The 16,335-nt window shown below is 59.6% G+C and carries 11 protein-coding genes and 4 tRNA genes; 2 read left to right on the top strand and 13 right to left on the bottom strand.

The features are described 5' to 3' along the window. Positions 1-9 precede the first annotated feature (9 nt). Positions 10-738 (bottom strand): ABC transporter ATP-binding protein, encoded by a 729-nt coding sequence (locus tag SR858_RS11920; protein WP_019921012.1) that lies wholly within the window; start codon positions 736-738, stop codon positions 10-12. A gap of 46 nt (positions 739-784) precedes the next feature. Here SR858_RS11920 and SR858_RS11915 point away from each other — a divergent pair, with 46 nt between their 5' ends. Together SR858_RS11915 and mnmH are read left to right on the top strand one after the other, a co-directional pair. Beyond that, positions 785-1,420 (top strand): arylesterase, encoded by a 636-nt coding sequence (locus SR858_RS11915; protein ID WP_154819841.1) that lies wholly within the window; start codon positions 785-787, stop codon positions 1,418-1,420. After that, positions 1,417-2,478 carry a tRNA 2-selenouridine(34) synthase MnmH gene (gene mnmH, locus SR858_RS11910; RefSeq protein ID WP_019921010.1) on the top strand — a complete coding sequence of 354 codons (1,062 nt, stop codon included), beginning with the start codon at positions 1,417-1,419 and terminating at the stop codon, positions 2,476-2,478. Before SR858_RS11915 ends, mnmH begins: the two co-directional genes overlap by 4 nt. A gap of 64 nt (positions 2,479-2,542) precedes the next feature. Here mnmH and SR858_RS11905 read toward each other — a convergent pair whose 3' ends face one another. The 12 genes from SR858_RS11905 to SR858_RS11850 form a co-directional block, all read right to left on the bottom strand. Beyond that, the gene (locus tag SR858_RS11905) at positions 2,543-4,453 is read right to left on the bottom strand and encodes a SurA N-terminal domain-containing protein (protein WP_084669915.1); all 1,911 of its coding nucleotides are present in this window, start codon (positions 4,451-4,453) and stop codon (positions 2,543-2,545) included. 239 nt (positions 4,454-4,692) lie between these two features. Continuing rightward, a tRNA-Asp gene (locus tag SR858_RS11900) sits at positions 4,693-4,769 on the bottom strand. Positions 4,770-4,816: 47 nt separating this feature from the next. Then, positions 4,817-4,893 (bottom strand) — tRNA-Asp (locus SR858_RS11895). Between the two features lie 53 nt (positions 4,894-4,946). Beyond that, a tRNA-Val gene (locus SR858_RS11890) sits at positions 4,947-5,022 on the bottom strand. 53 nt (positions 5,023-5,075) lie between these two features. Beyond that, positions 5,076-5,348, bottom strand: a complete 273-nt coding sequence (locus tag SR858_RS11885; RefSeq protein ID WP_019921008.1) for an HU family DNA-binding protein — start codon at positions 5,346-5,348, stop codon at positions 5,076-5,078. Positions 5,349-5,563: 215 nt separating this feature from the next. Then, positions 5,564-7,975 (bottom strand): endopeptidase La, encoded by a 2,412-nt coding sequence (gene lon, locus SR858_RS11880; protein WP_026637127.1) that lies wholly within the window; start codon positions 7,973-7,975, stop codon positions 5,564-5,566. A 280-nt stretch (positions 7,976-8,255) separates the two neighbouring features. Continuing rightward, positions 8,256-9,524: an ATP-dependent Clp protease ATP-binding subunit ClpX gene (gene clpX / locus SR858_RS11875; protein WP_019921006.1), complete on the bottom strand. Its 1,269-nt coding sequence runs from the start codon at positions 9,522-9,524 to the stop codon at positions 8,256-8,258. A 159-nt stretch (positions 9,525-9,683) separates the two neighbouring features. Further along, entirely contained in the window at positions 9,684-10,322 is a 639-nt protein-coding gene (clpP, locus tag SR858_RS11870; RefSeq protein WP_019921005.1) for an ATP-dependent Clp endopeptidase proteolytic subunit ClpP, read from the bottom strand. 123 nt (positions 10,323-10,445) lie between these two features. Continuing rightward, a complete protein-coding gene (gene tig, locus SR858_RS11865) occupies positions 10,446-11,786 on the bottom strand; it encodes a trigger factor (protein WP_026637126.1) in 1,341 nt (446 codons plus the stop codon). Positions 11,787-11,817: 31 nt separating this feature from the next. Then, positions 11,818-11,904, bottom strand: a tRNA-Leu gene (locus SR858_RS11860). Between the two features lie 170 nt (positions 11,905-12,074). Next, the gene (locus tag SR858_RS11855) at positions 12,075-15,182 is read right to left on the bottom strand and encodes an efflux RND transporter permease subunit (protein WP_019921003.1); all 3,108 of its coding nucleotides are present in this window, start codon (positions 15,180-15,182) and stop codon (positions 12,075-12,077) included. Continuing rightward, the gene (locus SR858_RS11850; RefSeq protein WP_322534573.1) at positions 15,179-16,312 is read right to left on the bottom strand and encodes an efflux RND transporter periplasmic adaptor subunit; all 1,134 of its coding nucleotides are present in this window, start codon (positions 16,310-16,312) and stop codon (positions 15,179-15,181) included. Before SR858_RS11850 ends, SR858_RS11855 begins: the two co-directional genes overlap by 4 nt. Between the last annotated feature and the right edge of the window lie 23 nt (positions 16,313-16,335).

Genomic DNA, 16,335 nt, shown 5'->3' with positions numbered 1-16,335 from the left:
CTCTCCTGATCACACCAGCCGCCCCGCGGCAATCGTGATCGTGCGGCCGCAGCGCGCAGCCATCGATTGGTCGTGCGTGACCAGCACCAGGGTGGAGCCATGCTGGCGGTTCAATTCGAACATCAACTGGATCACCGCCTCGCCGGTGGCCGCATCGAGGCTGCCGGTCGGTTCGTCGGCAAACAGCAACGGCGGTTCGCTGACGAACGCGCGCGCCAGCGCCACGCGCTGCTGCTCGCCGCCCGACAGATATTTGGGATAATGCTTGAGGCGCGACGACAGGCCCACCCGGCCCAGCATCGCTTCGGCCTTGTCGCGCGCGCCTGCCACGCCGGTCAGTTCCAGCGGCAGCATGACGTTTTCCAGGGCGGTCAGGTGCGCCAGCAACTGGAAAGACTGGAACACAAAGCCCAGCTTTTCCTTGCGCAGCGCAGCGCGGCCGTCTTCATCGAGAGCATAGATATCGACGCCGTCCAGGATCACCTTGCCGGCGCTGGGCGTGTCCAGCCCGGCCAGCAAGCCGAGCAAGGTGGACTTGCCGGAACCGGACGCGCCCACGATGGCAAGCGTCTCCGCCCGTTGCACGGTAAAATCGACCTCATGCAGGATCGTCAGTTCGCCGCTGGCGTCGGCCACGCGCTTGGCGAGGCCGCTGACGACGATGGCGGCCGAGGCATGGTTGGCCGCAGCACTGGCGGCGGTAACATCGGCTGCATGGAATCCGGGACCATCCGGCACGAAATTGGAAGACGCTTTAGGGAAATCAGGCATGCGCAATATGGAAATGAAGTTAGCAAAGAAACTGAGTGTACACGTCGCGGCGGCCTGGCTCATGGTGGCGGTAGCGGCGAGCGCCCATTCTGCACCAAAAACCGTCCTCGTGCTCGGCGACAGCCTCTCTGCGGAGTACGGCCTGGCGCGGGGCACGGGCTGGGTGGCGCTGGCCGAAAAGAAAGTGAAAGACCAGAAACTCGACGCCGAGATCGTCAATGCCAGCGTCAGCGGCGAGACCACCAGCGGCGGCCGTAGCCGCCTGCCGGCCCTGCTGACCAGGCACAAGCCGGCGCTGGTGGTGATCGAACTGGGCGCCAACGACGGCCTGCGCGGCCTGCCGGTAGCTGCCGCCCAGGCCAATCTCAAGGCCATGGCAGATACTGCCGGCAAGTCCGGCGCCAAGGTGATGCTGGTCGGCATGCGCATTCCGCCCAACTATGGCCGCGACTATTCCGACAAATTCTACGCCATGTACGGCACCCTGAGCCGCGAGCTGAAAGCGCCGCTGGTGCCGTTCATGCTCGACGGCGTGGCCGAGAAAACCGAGATGTTCCAGCCCGACCGCCTGCACCCGCTGGCTGAAGCGCACCCTACCATTCTCAACAATATCTGGCCCGTGCTGGAAAAATCGATCAAGGCAAAATGAAATATCCGGAAGTACTCGGCATCAACGACGTCCTGCCTCAACTGGCCAGCTTCGACGCCATCATCGACGCCCGCAGCCCGGGCGAGTTCGCGCAGGACCACCTGCCCGGCGCCATCAACGCGCCGGTGCTCGACGACGAGCAGCGTGTTCGGGTGGGCACCATGTACAAGCAGATCGGCGCATTCGAAGCCAAGAAGCTCGGCGCGGTGCTGGTGGCGAAAAATATCGCCAGCCACATCGAGCAACTGTGGCTCGAGCAACCGCGCGAATGGCGCCCGCTGGTGTATTGCTGGCGTGGCGGCAACCGCAGCGGCTCGATGGCCCACATCCTCTCCAAGGTCGGCTGGCCCGTGGTCCAGCTCGACGGCGGCTACAAGGCGTTTCGCGCCGAGGTCAATGCCGCCCTGGAACTGGCGCCGCAACTGCGCTTCAAGGTGATTTGCGGCACCACCGGCAGCGGCAAGAGCCGTTTACTGGAAGTGCTGGCCGCGCAAGGTGCGCAAGTGCTGGACCTGGAGCAACTGGCCGCGCACCGCGGCTCGGTGCTGGGCCACTTGCCCAGCCAGACGCAGCCGAGCCAGAAAGCGTTCGAAACCCGCATCTGGGACTGCCTGCGCCGCTGCGACCCGGCACTGCCGGTGTTCGTGGAATCGGAAAGCAAAAAAGTCGGCAACCTGCGCGTGCCGGCCGCATTGATGGACACCATGCGCGGCGCCGACTGCATCGCGCTCACATTGAGCCGCGCCGACCGCGTGCGGCTGCTGATGGAAGACTATGCGCATTTCCTGGTCAGTCCGGCGACCTTGAATGCACAACTCGAACATTTGACGGCCTTGCATGGCAAGGAAAAGATCCGACGCTGGCAATCGATGGCCGACAGCGGCGCCATGCCGCAGCTGGTCGATGAATTACTGGCCGAGCATTACGATCCCGCCTATTTGCGCTCGATCGACCGCAATTTCGTGCGGTATGGCGATGCTGTGCCGCTGGCGCTTGGCGATATCGGCGCCGCCGATTTCCTGTCCGGGGCGCGCTGGCTGATCGAGAACGTGCACTGAGGTTTTTGCAGGCGCAATAAAAAAGGGCCGCGTGATGAACGCGGCCCTTTTTACATGTTGCTGATTACTCTTTAACTTCCGTCACGGTGGTGGTGACGATAGGCTTGAGGATCTTGACCTTGGCGCGCTGCTTGAGCAGCTCGATGTACTCGTACATCTCTTGCTGGGCAATGATGGTACCGATCTGCTCGGCTTCTTGCTTGCGACGCTCGGCGTCCTGCTCGACAGGCTGCTGCACCTTGCCGATACGGTACACGCTGTAACCCATGCCTGGCAGTTCCACGCCCACGTAGGCTGGCAGCTTGCTGGTATCGGCCTTCATCACTTCTTGCAGGGCCACGCCGTTCAAGCCTTCCGGCTTGCTGCGCGACACCAGCTTGGCAGGACCGAAACCGGTGGCGTCGCCAGCCTTCCTGGCGGCAGCCAGTTTCTCGGCGCCGGCTTTGCTGGCCAGCTTGGCGGCTTCTTCCATCGTCACGCGCTGGCGGATCGCCGCGTCGACTTCGGCCAGCGGACGCTTGGAGGCCGGCTTGAACTCGACAATACGGCCGGCAACCAGGGTGCTTGGCGCCACTTCGATCGCTTCGGTATTGCTCTTCTTGGTGATCGAGTCGTTCGAGAACAGCGCGGTCAGGAACTTGGCGTTGTTGTACGGCGCAGGACCAGCTTGCGGCGACGGCGTGCGCGAGATATTGCTGGCAGTCTCGATTTTCAGGCCCAGCTTGTCGGCAGCCGGCTTCAGGCTGTCCGATTGCTCGTACACGGTGTTGGTGAACACTTCAGCCATTTCCGAGTATTTTTTCGACGCTTGCGAGGTTTTCAGTGCATCGGCCACGTCGGTTTTCACCGATTCCAGCGGCTTGACCACGGCAGGCTTCAATTCGGTCACGGTCAGCACGTGGAAACCGTAGTCCGACTGCACCGGATCGCTGATCTCGCCCTGCTTGAGCTTCATCACAGCAGCTTCCAGTGGCGCCGGCAGGCTGCCCTTGGTCACGTAGTCGAGGTCGCCGCCCTGCTCGGACGAAGGGTCTTCCGACTTGGCCTTGGCGATCTTGGCGAAGTCGCCTGGCGTTTTGCGCACTTCGGCAGCAATCGCTTCGGCCTTGGCCTTGGCGGTTGCCACGTCGGCAGCGCTCGCGCCTTTTTTCAGTGCGACCAGGATGTGCGCGGCACGGCGGCTTTCCGGGGTGGTGAACGCAGCCTGGTTGGCATCGTAGTACTTGGCGATGTCGGCATCGGTCACTTTTACCTGGCTCAGCACGGCGTCATTGTTGAGCACAACGTATTCGATCTTCGCTTGTTCCGGGATTTCGAAGAACTTGCTGTTCTTGTCGTAGAACGCCTTGACCATGGCATCGGTCACTTTGACTTGCGGCACGAACTCGGTGATCGGCAGCGCCAGTTCCTGCACTTCACGCTCTTGCGAACCGATGTTCGACAGCGTGGTCGCGACCGCGCGCGGCGCGAAACCGGTGCTTTGCACGGCGCCGCCCAGCTGTTGCAGGGCCATGTCGCGGCGCATGCGGGCGTCGTTCATGGCTGGTGTCAAGCCTTGCGAGGCCAGGATGGCTTTATAGCGCTCCATGTCAAAGTTGGCTGCGCCGCCAAACAGGTCCATGATCGCGCGCTGCAGTTGAGCATCGCTGATGGTCAGGTTGGAACGGGTCACTTCGACGCCGATCGCGCGTTCGGCGATCAACTGGTCGAGGATGTTTTGCTTGAACTCGGGCGTGTCGAACATTTTCTGGTCGAACTGCTCGCCCATGCGCTGACGGTAGCTGTCGAGCTGGTTGCGCAAGGCGTTGTCAAATTCTTGCTGGGTCAGCGGTTGACCGCCGACTTTGGCGATGGTGGTCGCATCGTCGCCAAAACCTTTGTAGCTTTCGAGACCGACTAAGGCAAACGACGGGACGATGATGATCGCCAGGAGAATCTGCATCAAACGTTGATGATTACGAATAAATTCAAACATGGTCAGCCAATTCGGATTGATAGGGACTTGCACATACAAAAATGGCGAACTCGCGTCCGCCAATTCCACCGGATTTTACAGCGCACACACCTCTATAGCAAGGGTAATCATGGCAGCTTGCTATGGACGGCGAGCTCGTGTTTAAGCTGAAATTAATCAGATTTAAGATTATCTTGGCGAAATATAACGGACAAAAGAAAAACCCCGCAGCTATTACTAGCTGCGGGGTATCTTGTTCTTGGCGGAGCGGACGGGACTCGAACCCGCGACCCCCGGCGTGACAGGCCGGTATTCTAACCAACTGAACTACCGCTCCTTTGGTACTTCCACTTACTGCTTTTGCTGCACAATCTAACAAGGTGCTGGCGGAGCGGACGGGACTCGAACCCGCGACCCCCGGCGTGACAGGCCGGTATTCTAACCAACTGAACTACCGCTCCAGCAACTTACTAGGTGCAACATTGTACTACAAGGCACTACATTTTGCAAACCCTGGTGGGCGGTGAGAGGCTCGAACTCCCGACCTAAGCCTTGTAAGGGCTCCGCTCTACCAACTGAGCTAACCGCCCCAGTTTTTGCCATCGCAAGCAGCTTTGTTACCTTGGCTGCTCACCGAAGTCCGTTAGTTTACAGCATCTTTCAAAGCTTTGCCAGCTTTAAATTTAGGAACTTTTGCCGCTTCAATGGTGATCTCTTCCTTGGTGCGCGGATTGCGGCCGGTACGGGCGGCGCGTTCGCTCACGGAGAAGGTACCGAAGCCGACCAGGGTCACGCTGTCGTTCTTTTGCAGGGTGGTGGTCACGCCGTCGATTACGGCATCCAGCGCGCGCGCAGCAGCAGCTTTCGAGATATCAGCGGAAGTAGCGATATGGTCGATCAATTCAGTCTTATTCAAAGCAGTTCCCCGTCACATAAGTTATAACATTTAGCCCGTCGATTTATCGTTGATGCATTTGATAAATCGCGGCCGAGAAAAATCTCAGGCCGTATTAAACAAGCCAGCGTACTTCCCTGTCAAGGTTGGCACTGTAGAAAAGTAGGTAAAAATAAAAAACAGGCGCCATAAAAGCGCCTGTTTTGGTAAAACAAGATACTAAAAACGAATAAGTGTTAGTGCTTTACCACTTCCGTTTGGCCGTCCGGTTTGGCAGCGGCAGCAGCCACTGCCTCCACCGGCGCGGTTTCCGTCAGCGGTTCAGGCTGGCGTTCCAGGGCCACTTCCAGCACCTTGTCGATCCAGCGCACCGGCACGATCTCGAGCTTGTTCTTGACGTTGTCCGGAATGTCGGCCAGATCCTTGACGTTCTGCTCGGGGATCAGCACGGTCTTGATGCCACCGCGCTGGGCCGCCAGCAGTTTTTCTTTCAAGCCACCGATCGGCAATACTTCGCCGCGCAGCGTGATCTCGCCCGTCATGGCCACGTCGGCGCGCACCGGAATGCCCGTGAATACCGACACCATCGCCACCGTCATCGCCGCGCCGGCCGAAGGACCGTCTTTTGGCGTTGCACCTTCCGGCACGTGGATGTGGATGTCGCTCTTCTCGAACACTTCGTTCTTGATGCCGAGGCGGTTGGCACGGCTGCGCACCACGGTGCGGGCCGCTTCGATCGACTCTTTCATCACGTCGCCCAGGGTACCGGTGCGGATAACACCACCTTTACCCGGCATCGACACGGCCTCGATGGTCAGCAGATCGCCGCCCACTTCGGTCCAGGCCAGGCCAACGACTTGACCGATCTGGTTTTCTTTCTCGGCCACGCCAAAATCGTAGCGGCGCACGCCCAGGAACTTGTCCAGGTTTTTCGGGGTGACCAGCACTTTTTTGTCGGACTTTTTCAGCAGCAGCATCTTGACGACCTTGCGGCAGATCTTCGAGATTTCGCGTTCCAGCGACCGCACACCGGCTTCGCGGGTGTAGTAGCGGATGATGTCGCGCAGCGTGGCTTCCGATACCGAGATTTCCTCTTCCTTCAGGCCGTTGTTCTTGATCTGTTTAGGGAGCAAGTAACGCAGCGCGATATTGGTCTTCTCGTCTTCGGTGTAACCGGACAGGCGGATCACTTCCATGCGGTCGAGCAGCGCCGGCGGAATGTTGTACGAGTTCGACGTGGCCACGAACATCACGTCCGACAGGTCAAAGTCCACCTCGATGTAGTGGTCCGAGAACGTGTGGTTCTGTTCCGGGTCCAGCACCTCGAGCAGGGCCGACGACGGATCGCCACGGAAATCGGCGCCCATCTTGTCGATCTCGTCGAGCAGGAACAACGGGTTGCGCACGCCGACTTTCGACAGCGATTGCAGCACCTTGCCCGGCATCGAGCCGATGTAGGTACGACGGTGACCGCGGATCTCGGCCTCGTCGCGCACACCGCCCAGGGCCATGCGCACGAACTTGCGGTTCGTGGCGCGGGCGATGGACTGGCCCAGCGAGGTTTTACCCACGCCCGGAGGGCCGACGAAGCACAGGATCGGTGCTTTCAGTTTGTCCACGCGTTGTTGCACCGCGAGGTATTCCAGGATGCGTTCCTTGACCTTGTCCAGGCCATAGTGTTCGCCTTCCAGTACTTTCTCGGCGTTCGACAGGTCGTTGTTGACCTTGGATTTCTTCTTCCATGGCAGGCTCACCAGCGTGTCGATGTAGTTGCGCACGACGGTGGCTTCGGCCGACATCGGCGACATCAGCTTGAGTTTTTTCAGCTCGGCAGTGGCCTTGTCCAGCGCTTCCTTCGGCATCTTGGCCAGCGCGACTTTCTTCTCGAGTTCGTCCAGGTCGGCGCCGTCTTCGCCCTCGCCCAGTTCTTTCTGGATGGCTTTGACTTGCTCGTTCAGGTAGTACTCGCGCTGCGATTTTTCCATCTGGCGCTTGACGCGGCCACGGATGCGTTTTTCCACTTGCAGGATGTCGAGCTCGCCTTCGAGCTGGCCCAGCAGGTGCTCGAGGCGCTTGGCCACGCTGAAGATTTCAAGGATGACCTGTTTCTGCTCGAGCTTGAGCGGCAGGTGCGCAGCCACGGTATCGGCCAGGCGGCCGGCGTCGTCAATGCCCGACAGCGAAGCGAGGATTTCAGGTGGAATCTTTTTGTTCAGTTTGACGTACTGGTCGAACTGTTGAACGATGGCGCGGCGCATCGCTTCGATTTCCGAATCGTCGCCCAGCTCGGAGTCGAGCGGCGTCAGGTCGGCCACGAAGTGCGTCGGCGTGTCGGTGATCTTGTTGATGCGTGCGCGCTGGGCGCCCTCGACCAGCACCTTGACGGTGCCGTCCGGCAGCTTGAGCATTTGCAGAATATTGGCCACGCAGCCGATTTCGTAGATATCGGAAGCAGAAGGTTCATCCTTGGCAGCCGCTTTTTGCGCAGCAAGCATGATGCTCTTGCCCTGCTCCATTGCGGCTTCCAGCGCCTTGATCGATTTCGGGCGTCCTACGAACAGCGGTATCACCATATGCGGAAAAACGACGACATCCCGCAACGGCAATAACGGCAGTTGAGTTTGCTCTGTTAATTTGGAAGTTGTCATGGCGTACCTTATGTGAAAGCGTGAAGATGATGTGGCGATGGTCTGCCCAATCACAAGACCGAACTACAAGAAATAATACTACGGATGAAAGAATATTGCCCGGAGCGTAGTCACGTGACGGTCTCGCTGATAATCCAATAAAAAAAGCCACGCGCAACAGCTGCTGTCACGCGTGGCTTTTCGATGGAAGCCTGCTCTGTCTTGATTTAAATTGTACCGCCTGGCCCGGAGGATGCGAAAAGATTTTTACATCGATCCGAGATAAGTGTGCACCTCTTAATTAATTCTCACCAGAGGCTTTAGCCTGTTCCTGGTAAATCAATAAAGGTTTGGCGCCGCTGGTAATGGTATTTTCATCAATAACCACTTTTACGACATTGGTTTCATTCGGCAGCTCGTACATGGTATCGAGCAGCGCGTGTTCCAGGATCGAACGCAGGCCACGGGCGCCGGTCTTGCGCGCCAGCGCTTTCTTGGCGATCGCGTGCAAGGCGGCTGGACGAATTTCCAGCTCGGCGCCTTCCATGTCGAGCAGCTTGGCGTATTGCTTGACCAGCGCGTTCTTTGGCTCGACCAGGATCTGGATCAGCGCTTCTTCGGTCAGCTCGGCCAGGGTAGCCACCACCGGCAGACGGCCGACCAGTTCGGGAATCAGGCCGAACTTGATCAGATCTTCCGGTTCCGCATCGAGCATCACTTCGCTGTTGCTGCGCTCTTTCTTGCTCTTCACGCTGGCCGAGAAACCGATGCCCGATTTTTCCGAACGGTTGGAAATGACCTTGGCCAGGCCGTCGAACGCACCGCCGCAAATGAACATGATGTTGGTGGTGTCGATCTGCACGAAGTCCTGGTTAGGATGCTTGCGACCGCCCTGTGGCGGCACCGAGGCCATGGTGCCCTCGATCAGTTTCAACAGCGCCTGCTGCACGCCTTCGCCCGACACGTCGCGGGTGATCGACGGATTGTCGGACTTGCGCGAAATCTTGTCGATCTCATCGATGTAGACGATGCCGCGCTGGGCTTTTTCCACATCGTAGTTGCAGCTTTGCAGCAGCTTCTGGATGATGTTTTCCACGTCTTCACCCACGTAACCGGCTTCGGTCAGGGTGGTGGCGTCGGCGATCACGAATGGCACGTTGAGCATGCGCGCCAGGGTTTGCGCCAGCAGGGTTTTACCCGAGCCGGTAGGACCGACCAGCAAGATGTTGCTCTTGGCCAGTTCGATATCGTCTTTTTTCCCGAGGTGCTTGAGGCGCTTGTAGTGGTTATACACCGCCACAGACAGGATGCGCTTGGCCGTTTGCTGGCCGATCACGTACTGGTCGAGCAGATCCTTGATCTCGTTCGGGGTGGGCAGGTCCGACTTGGCGCCGGTCACCGATTCCACGGCCGAAGTTTCGTCGCGGATAATGTCGTTACACAGATCGATGCACTCGTCGCAGATGAACACCGACGGCCCGGCGATCAATTTCTTTACCTCGTGCTGGCTCTTGCCGCAAAACGAGCAGTACAGTAATTTTTCGCCGCTGGAGGTTTTTTTGTCTGACATGGGGCAATTTTCTCTAGTTACAGGAGGCAAGCATGAATGCAGAAATGTCCGCTAAGCCACATGCTACCCGAAATAAAAACGAAACGCCCGAACGTTTGATCGCCCGGGCGTTTCATGGCAATTCGTCAGCGATATTGCGGAGATCGCGAAGCCCGCAGATCAGGCACGATTGGTCAGTACCTGATCGATAATGCCGTACTCTACCGCTTCTTCGGCCGACATGAAACGGTCGCGATCGGTATCTTTGGCGACCTGTTCGATCGATTGACCGGTGCGGTCAGCCATGATCGAGTTCAGGCGATGGCGCAGATACAGGATTTCCTTGGCCTGGATTTCGATGTCCGACGCCATACCTTGCGAACCACCGGAAGGCTGGTGAATCATGACGCGCGAGTTAGGCAGCGAGAAGCGCTTGCCCTTGGCGCCGGCAGCCAGCAGGAAGGCGCCCATGGACGCAGCGATGCCGGTGCACAGGGTGGATACTTCAGGCTTGATGAACTGCATGGTGTCGAAGATCGCCAGGCCGGCCGATACCGAACCGCCAGGGGAATTGATGTATAGCGAGATGTCCTTGTCAGGATTTTCGCTTTCCAGGAACAGCAGCTGGGCCACGATCAGGTTGGCCATCTGGTCGTTGACAGGGCCAACGAGGAAGATCACGCGTTCCTTGAGCAGGCGCGAGTAGATGTCGTACGAGCGCTCACCACGGCCGCTTTGTTCGACCACCATCGGAATCAAACCAAGGGCTTGGGTGTCCAGTGCAGGATTACGGTCGGCGTTACCAATATAACCAGTCATTCTTTTTCCTTGTGAAGCAGCTAGGGCCCAGAGGGAGGAACGGCGGCGTCAGCGATATCGCCCCGCTTGCGCGGAACGACGATGCTTGCGCCGCCGATTGCACTCTATTCTAGCCTAGCTGGATTACGCTTGTGCGTTGCTTCCCATCAGTTCGTCAAAGGCAATACCTTTGGCCGAAGTTTTCGACAGGCCCAGCACGTAGTTGACGACGTTTTCTTCCAAAACAAGGGCTTCGACTTCAGCCAGACGACGACGATCGCTGTAGTAGTACTTCAGCACTTCGCGTGGGTCTTCGTAGCTTTGGGCGAAGTCTTCGATTTGCGCTTTGACTTGCTCAGGCTGGGCTTGCAGGTTGTTTTCGCCGACCAGTTGCGACAGGATCAGGCCCAGGCGTACGCGACGCTCGGCTTTGTCCGCGAACAGTTCAGGTGGGAATGGCACGTCCTTGACGTTCATGCCGCGCTGCGCCATGTCCTGGCGGGTGATTTCGGCCAGGCGCTCGGTGTCCTGGGCGATCAGCGACTGTGGCACGTCGAGGGTGGCGGTTTTCACCAGCGCATCCATGACGGCTTCCTTGTTGCGTGCTTTCACACGGCCAGCGACTTCGCGTTCCAGGTTGACTTTGATGTCTTCGCGCATTTTGGCGATGTCGCCGTCAGCCACGCCCAGCGACTTGGCGAACTCGCCGTCAACTTCCGGCAGGTGCGCCCATTCCAGTTTTTTCAGGGTAATGGTGAACGAGGCGGTTTTACCGGCCACGTCTTTACCATGGTAGTCTTCCGGGAAAGCCAGTGGGAAGGTCTTGGCTTCGCCAACTTTCAGGCCGATGGTGGCAGCTTCGAATTCCGGCAGCATGCGGCCTTCGCCCAGCACGAACGGGTAGTCTTCAGCTTTGCCGCCTGGGAATTCAACGCCGTCGATCGAACCGACGAAGTCAACGGTAGCGCGATCGCCGTTGGCGGCAACTGGCTCGCCGCCGTCGCCGTGTTCGCCAGCTTCGCCCTTGGTGTGGAAGTGCACGCGCTGCTTGCGCAGGATGTCGATGGTCTTGTCGATTTCGACGTCGGTGACGTCAGCTTTGACGGTTTCGATTTCCACGGTGGTCAGGTCGCCGACCTGCACTTCAGGGTAAACTTCGAAAGTCGCGTCGAAGGACAGCACGCCGGCTGGCGACTCTTCCTTCGGCTGGATGTTCGGGTAGCCGGCAACACGCAGTTGGGCTTCGTTCGCGGCGTCGTTGAAAGCACGGCCAACTTTATCATTCAGCACTTCGGTTTCGATCTGATAACCGAATTGTGCTGCGACCATTTTCATAGGTACTTTGCCCGGACGGAAGCCTGGTGCTTTAGCCGTTTTGGCTTGCACTTTCAGGCGCTTCTCTACTTCAGCGCGGACTTCGGTCAGCGGGAAGGAGATCGTGATACGACGTTCGAGTTTGCCCAAGGTTTCGACTGCAGTTGCCATGTAAAAATCGTCCAAAAAAATATAATACAGTTGGTGCGAGGAGGGGGACTCGAACCCCCACACCATTGCTGGCGTCAGGACCTAAACCTGGTGCGTCTACCAATTTCGCCATCCTCGCGGCATGTTTGCACAAAAGCAAAGGGCGACCCGTAAGTGAAAACGGTCGCCCTTACCCCGGTAGACTCGGGGGCTTTCAACTTCAACGCGATATTCTAACGGGTTTTTTAGTGAAATGTGGTGTTTTTTAAACCAACCGGATTAATGCACCATTTTTCGCTTATTTTCCCGCTATTCCACGCTATTAGCAGGTGTCGGAAGCGGCTTTTTGACGCGGAACCACGCCGCATACAACGCCGGCAGGAACAACAGCGTTAATGCCGTCGCCAAAATCAGTCCGCCCATGATGGCCACCGCCATCGGCCCCCAGAATACCGAACGCGACAACGGGATCATCGCCAGTGCTGCGGCAGCGGCCGTCAGTATGATCGGCCGGCAGCGGCGCACGGCCGATTCGACGATCGCGGTCCACGGATCGTGGCCCGCAGCAATGTCCTGCTCGATCTGGTCCACCAGGATCACCGAGTTACGGATGATCATGCCGAACAGTGCGATGATGCCCAGGTTGGCGACAAAGCCCAGCGGCCGGCCCAGCAGCAGCAAGGCCAGCGCCGCCCCGGCCACGCCGAGCGGCCCGGTCAGGAACACCAGCAGCGCCCGCGAGAAACTATGCAGCTGCAACATCAACAGCGTGAAGATGATGAAGATCGCCAGTGGCAAGTTGGCCGCAATCGATGCTTCGGCCGTACCGCTGTCGGCTGCCGCCCCCTTGATGGTGATCGCATAGCCGGCCGGCAAGGCCGCGCGCAATGCTTTCAGTTCCGGTTCGATCTGGCTCGACACGGTCGGCCCCTGGATATGGTCGCCCACGTCGGCCTGCACGGTGATCGCCCATTCGCGCCCTTCACGCCAGACCACGCCTGGCTCCCACACGAAATGCGCGCGCGCCAGCTGGCTGATCGGCACGTACTTGCCGCTGGCGGTCGGGATATTGGTGTCGTTGAGCACGGAAATCGTGTTGCGCTCCTCGATCGGCTGGCGGATCTGGATGTCGATCAGCCGGATATCCTCGCGGAACTGCCCTACCGTGGTGCCGGACAAAATGGTGTTGGCGGCGCGCATCACCGTTTGCGACGTGACGCCCAGCGCGCGCATCTTGTCCTGGTCCAGGTCCAGGCGCAGCACCTTGACCGACTCGTTCCAGTTGTCATTGACGCCGATCGCATTCGGATTGGCGCGCATGATGTCCTTGACCTGGTCGGCAATCGCACGCACCTTGGCCACCTCGGTCCCCGTCACGCGGAACTGCACCGGGTAAGGCACCGGCGGGCCGTTCGGCAGCAGTTTCACCCTGCCGCGCACTTCAGGGAAATCTTTTTCGAAGACCCTGGTGATCTGGTCACGCAGCGCCGCCCGCGCCGCCAGGTCCTTGGGCAGCACGACGATTTGCGACACATTGGTCTGCGGGAATATCTGGTCGAGCGGCAGATAGAAGCGCGGACTGCCGGTACCGACGTAGCTGGTCACGCTGACCACGCCCGGCAATTTCGTCACGAATGCCTCGAATTTTTTTACCTGCGCCTCGTTGGCGGCAAAACTGGTTCCTTCCGGCGTCCACAGCTCCACCATCAATTCCGGCCGGCTGGAATCGGGGAAGAACTGCTTCTCGATGAAGTTGAAGCCGTAGATGCCGAGAGCAAACACCAGCAAGGTCGCGGCAATGGTGGTTTTGCGGAACTCCACGCACCAGTTGACCACGGCGCGGAAGCGGCGGAAACCGGGCGTATCGAAAATATCATGCTCGCTGTGGCCGTCGGCATGCGGCTTTACCTTGAGCAGCAGGAAGCCCAGGTAAGGCGTAAACGTCACTGCCACCACCCACGAAATGATCAGTGCCAGGGCATTGACCGAGAACAGCGAGAACGTGTATTCGCCGGCGGTGGACTTGGCCAGGCCGATCGGCAGGAAGCCCGCCACCGTGATCAGGGTGCCGGTCAGCATCGGGATCGCAGTGGACGTGTAGGCGAACGTGGCCGCATCGAAGCGCGACATGCCCTCCTCCATCTTGCGCACCATCATTTCCACTGCGATGATGGCGTCATCGACCAGCAGGCCCAGCGCGATGATCAGCGCGCCAAGCGAAATCTTGTGCAGGTCGATATCGAGCATGCGCATGAATAGAAACGTTACGGCCAGCACCAGCGGGATCGACAGCGCCACCACCAGGCCCGGCCGCACGTCGAGGCGGAACGGCTTGGTGTGCAAACCGAGCGCGACAAAGCTCACCGCCAGCACGATCAGCACCGCTTCGATCAGCGTGTGGACGAACTCGCCCACCGACGCCTTGACCGCCTCGGGCTGATCGGACACGCGTTCGAGCGTGATGCCGACCGGCAGCTTGGCCTTGATCTCGGCCACGGTTTTTTCCATGTTCTGGCCGAGAACGATGATGTTGCCGCCCTTCTCCATCGACACGCCCAGGCCGATCACCTCCTTGCCATTGAAGCGCATCTTGTCGCCCGGCGGATCCTGGTAGGCGCGCTTGACGGTGGCAAAATCGCCGAGGCGGAACGTGGTGCCGTTGGCGCGCAGTTCCAGCTGTTCCAGGTCTTTCGGCGTTTTCAGGGCGCCGGTCACCCGCACTTGCAGGTTGTCGGTGGGCGTGACCAGCACGCCGGTCGATTCCACGCTGTTTTGCGTGGCGATCTGGTTGGCAATGGTTTCGATCGGGATGCCAAGCTGGGCGAATTTCTTGTGCGAGAACTCGATGACCAGCTTTTCATCCTGTACGCCGAACAGCTCCACCTTGGCGACCGTGGGCACCTTGAGCAGGCGCTGGCGCACGAAATCGGCGTATTCCTTCACCTCGGCATAGTTGAAGCCGTCGCCGGACAGCGCGAAGATCGAGCCATAGGTGTCGCCGAACTCGTCGTTGAAGAACGGTCCGACCACGCCCGGCGGCAAGGTGCCGGCAATATCGCCGATCTTCTTGCGCACCTGGTACCACGACTGCGACACATCCTTGGGCGAGGTCGATTCGCGCAGTTTCAAAATGATCAGCGTCTCGCCCGGCTTGGAATAGCTGCTGATTTCATCGATGCCCGGGGTTTCCTGCAGCTTCTTTTCCAGCTTGTCGGTGACCTGTTCGGCCATTTGCAGCGCGGTCGCGCCCGGCCACATGGCGCGCACGACCATGGCGCGGAAAGTGAACGGAGGGTCTTCGTCCTGGCCCAGGTTGCTGTAGGCAAGCGCACCGCCGATCAGCAACACTGCAATCAGGTAACGCGTCAGTGGAATATGTTCGAGCGCCCAGCGCGAGAGGTTGAAGCCACCTTTCATTTGGCGGCCCCGGCCACTGCCTTCGATGGCGCCACCGGCACGTCGTTACCAAGGATGGTCACTTTCTGCCCCGGCTTGAGCAGGTTGACGCCGGCAGTGACCACCGACTGCCCCGGCTTGACGCCGGCGGACAGTACCAGGTCGTTGCCGGCAGCGCCCGCCACGGTGACGGGCACCAGCTTGACCGCGCCGTTTTCCACCACCCACACCGAGGTGGCGGATTTCTCGTGGAACAGCGCCGTCAACGGCACCTTGATCTGCGGCGTGGCCGTGCGCGAAGCGAACTGCACCACGGCGGTCATGCCCAGCCTGGCGTCCAGCGTGTCGGGCACGGTCACCTTGGCGGTGTAGGTGCGCGTGGCCGGATCGGCCACCGGCGAAATTTCGCGGATCTTGCCGGCGACCGAGCGGCCCGGGTCGGCCCACAGCCGCACGTGCACATCGGTGATCTGGCGCAGCGCATCGACCTTGTCTTCCGGCAAACCAATGACGATTTCCTTTTCGCCGGCCTTGGCCACCTGCACCACCGGCGTACCGGGCGACACCACCTGCCCCACTTCGGCATCGACCTGCGTGACCACGCCATCGACATCGGCCGTCAAGGTGGCGTAGGCCGCCTGGTTGGACTGGCCGCTGTATAGCGCCTGCTGGGCATCGACCGAGGCTTGCGCCGCGCGCAGGGTCGATTCCTTTTCGTCGAGCACGGCTTGACTGACAAAATTCTTGCCGCGCAACTCGCGGTAGCGCTGTGCGTCGGCCTTGGCCAGGTCGCGGCTGGTTTCCGCCGAACGCAGCGCGGCCATGGCCTGCGCCTGCGACAGTTTCAGATCCTGGGGATCGAGCGCCATCAGCACCTGGCCGCGCTTGACCAGCGTGCCGACATCGACCTTGCGGCTGACGATCTTGCCGCCCACGCGGAAACCGAGACGCGATTCCACCCGCGCCCGCACCTCGCCGGCGAACTCGGCATTGACATCGACATCGCTGCCGGCCAGCACCATTACCCGTACCGGGCGGATATCCTCGGTCTTTTCGACCGGCTTGGAACACGCCGCAAGCGCTGCACACGCAACTGCGATATAAATGGTGGAAATACGAGGGGTGAAACGGGGAAATCTGGAGGAGACCACGATACTTTCCTTTTCCTTGCTCT

The sequence above is a fragment of the Duganella zoogloeoides genome (genome assembly GCF_034479515.1).
Classification (GTDB): Bacteria; Pseudomonadota; Gammaproteobacteria; order Burkholderiales; family Burkholderiaceae_D; genus Rugamonas; species Rugamonas zoogloeoides.
Note: the sequence above shows the minus strand (reverse complement) of the source record. Positions and strands in the feature narration are given on the sequence as shown.